Origin of the sequence: Streptomyces phytophilus (assembly GCF_013870535.1) — a bacterium.
GTDB classification, from domain to species: Bacteria; Actinomycetota; Actinomycetes; order Streptomycetales; family Streptomycetaceae; genus Streptomyces; species Streptomyces phytophilus.
Genome location: NZ_JACBXC010000966.1, coordinates 1 through 2356, shown reverse-complemented (window position 1 = coordinate 2356; position 2356 = coordinate 1). Strand labels below are relative to the sequence as shown.

Annotated in this window: 2 protein-coding genes; both read left to right on the top strand. The window is 72.9% G+C overall.

Going from position 1 to position 2356, the window contains the following annotated elements; all coding sequences use genetic code 11:
• The first annotated feature begins 261 nt into the window (after positions 1-261).
• Entirely contained in the window at positions 262-1014 is a 753-nt protein-coding gene (locus H5J30_RS27830) for an MBL fold metallo-hydrolase (protein ID WP_181790060.1), read from the top strand.
• Positions 1015-1333: 319 nt separating this feature from the next.
• Complete coding sequence (locus tag H5J30_RS27825; RefSeq protein ID WP_181790059.1) at positions 1334-2101, top strand: SDR family oxidoreductase; 768 nt, start codon at positions 1334-1336, stop codon at positions 2099-2101.
• Positions 2102-2356: the final 255 nt, after the last annotated feature.

Below are 2356 nucleotides of genomic sequence, written 5' to 3'. Positions count from 1 at the left end.
GCTGTCGACCAGCCCGGCGATCACGGCCAGCACCACCACGGCCACGACGGCCGGCCACCACGAGGCGTCCATGCGCCCGATCGTAGGGGCGCCCGCCGACACCGCCCAGGTGGGCACGCGGGCCGCGGCCCGTCGCCATACTGGTGATTCCGCCCACAACCGGGATGGCCGGGGGACCGCTGCGGCCCGTCCCGGCTTACCCTCGGCAGAGCCGGCGGGGCATCGTCGCCCCGTCCCGACCGTGCCGGAGGTCCCTCCCCGATGAAGCTCACCGTCGTCGGTTGCTCGGGCTCGTTCCCGTCCGCGGAATCCGCGTGTTCGAGCTACCTGGTCGAGGCGGAGGGCTTCGCGCTCCTGCTCGACATGGGCAACGGCGCGCTGGGAGCACTGCAGCAGCACTGCGGACTGTACGACCTCGACGCCATCCTGCTGAGCCACCTGCACGCGGACCACTGCATCGACATGTGCGCCTACTTCGTCGCGCGCTACTACCGCCACGACGGCGGCCCCGCCGACGTACTCCCCGTCTACGGCCCCAAGGGCACGGAGCAGCGGCTCACCACGGCGTACGCGGACACCCCCTCGGAGACGTCGATGAGCGAGGTCTTCGACTTCCGGGCGCTGGAGCGCAGCGCGTTCGAGATCGGCCCCTTCACAGTGCACGCGGACCGGGTCAGCCACCCCGTCGAGGCGTACGCCTTCCGCGTCGAGCACCGCGGCCGCAGCCTCGTCTACTCCGGCGACACCGGCCCCTGCGGGGCGCTGACGGAGCTGAGCGCGGACGCCGATCTGCTGCTCTGCGAAGCGGCGTTCACACACGGCCGGGAGGAGATCCCGGACCTGCACCTCAACGGGCGCGAGGCGGGCGAGGCCGCCGCGGCGGCGGGAGTGGGCCGGCTGGTGCTGACCCACATCCCGCCGTGGACGGACCCGCAGGTGAACCTGCGGGACGCGAAGGGCGCGTACGAAGGACCGGTCGAACTGGCGCGCGCGGGCGCGGTATACGAGGTCTGAGGCGCCGCCTCACGCCTTGCACGGGGCCTTCTCCTCCTCCGCGATCTCCTCGTCTCTCTCCCGCCCCGGGGCGGGCAGGCGCCCGTGCCGTGCGCGATCCACGCGGTGCCCACCGGTGCCCCATGGGGAGGACCCGGTCGTGAACTGCCCCGCCGCCTGGGCGCCGGCCGGGGACGACGCCGCGGCGACGGCCCGGCTCTCCCCCGGGGTACCGCGCGGAAACCTCTTCCCGTCCGTCGGTCACACTCCCGCGCCGGGCCGTGTCAGGGCGGTCACTCGCGCAAGCGGTGCTGACGACGTACGGAGGAGAAGAGGAACGATGACATCACCCATTCTGGTCACGGGCGGCACCGGAACGCTTGGCCGCTTCCTCGTCCCGCGCCTGCTGGACGCCGGCCGCGACGTCCGGGTGCTCAGCCGGAGCAGCCGCGGGCGCGGGAAGGAGCATGAGCAGGGCGTGGAGTTCGTCCGGGGCGACCTGATCACCGGTGCGGGAATCGACGCCGCCGTGGACGGTGCGTCGGTCATCCTGCACTGCGCAAGCGGCAAGAAGGGCGACGAAGCAGCAACCGGCAACCTCGTGGAAGCGGCCTCACACCAGGCGACGCCACCGCATCTGGTGTACCCCTCGATCGTGGGCGCCGACGCCCTGTCCCTCGGCTACTTCCGCTCCAAACTCCACTCCGAGCAGGCCGTGGCGGACTCCGGACTGCCCTGGACGATCGCGCGGTTCACCCAGTTCTACGACTACATCCTCTCCGGTGCCCGGTCCATGGCGAAGCTGCCGGTGGTACCGGTCCCGGCGGGCTTCCGGGTACAGCCGATCGACCCCGACGAGGTGGCGGCCAGACTCGTCGAGCTGGCCCTCGGCGATCCGGCCGGCCGAGTCGAAGACCTGGGCGGCCCGCAGGAGTCCACCTGGGCCGACATGGTCCGCGTCTACCTGCGGACCGGCCACCGGCGCAGGCCGGTGATACCGGTACGGCTGCCGGGGCTCGCCAAGGTCAGAGCCGGCCGCCTGCTGCCCGTCGGGCCCGTCACCGGCCGCAAGACCTGGGAGGAGTTCCTGGCCGGGAAGGAGCGCTGAACGCCGGCCGCAGCGGCCTCCCGCGCGAGGGCACCAGGTCGCGGGAGGCCGTCGGGCCGGGCCGCGGTGGCTCAGCCGCCCGGCAGCGTCAGCTCAAGCCGCCCGGGCGGCTCCGGCTCGGCGATCAGGCCGATGCCGGCGATGACGCCGTCGGCGATCGTGAAGCCGATGACGGTCTTTGGCCGCGAGCAGGGTGAGCAGCACACCGAAGTCCCCCTCGCGCGAGGCCGCGAGGAAGGCGCTGACGACCTCGCG

Coding starts and splice junctions, on each gene's coding strand:
- H5J30_RS27825 (WP_181790059.1), top strand. CDS start 1,334: ATGACATCACCCATTCTGGTCACGGGCGGCACCGGAACGCTTGGCCGC.
- H5J30_RS27830 (WP_181790060.1), top strand. CDS start 262: ATGAAGCTCACCGTCGTCGGTTGCTCGGGCTCGTTCCCGTCCGCGGAA.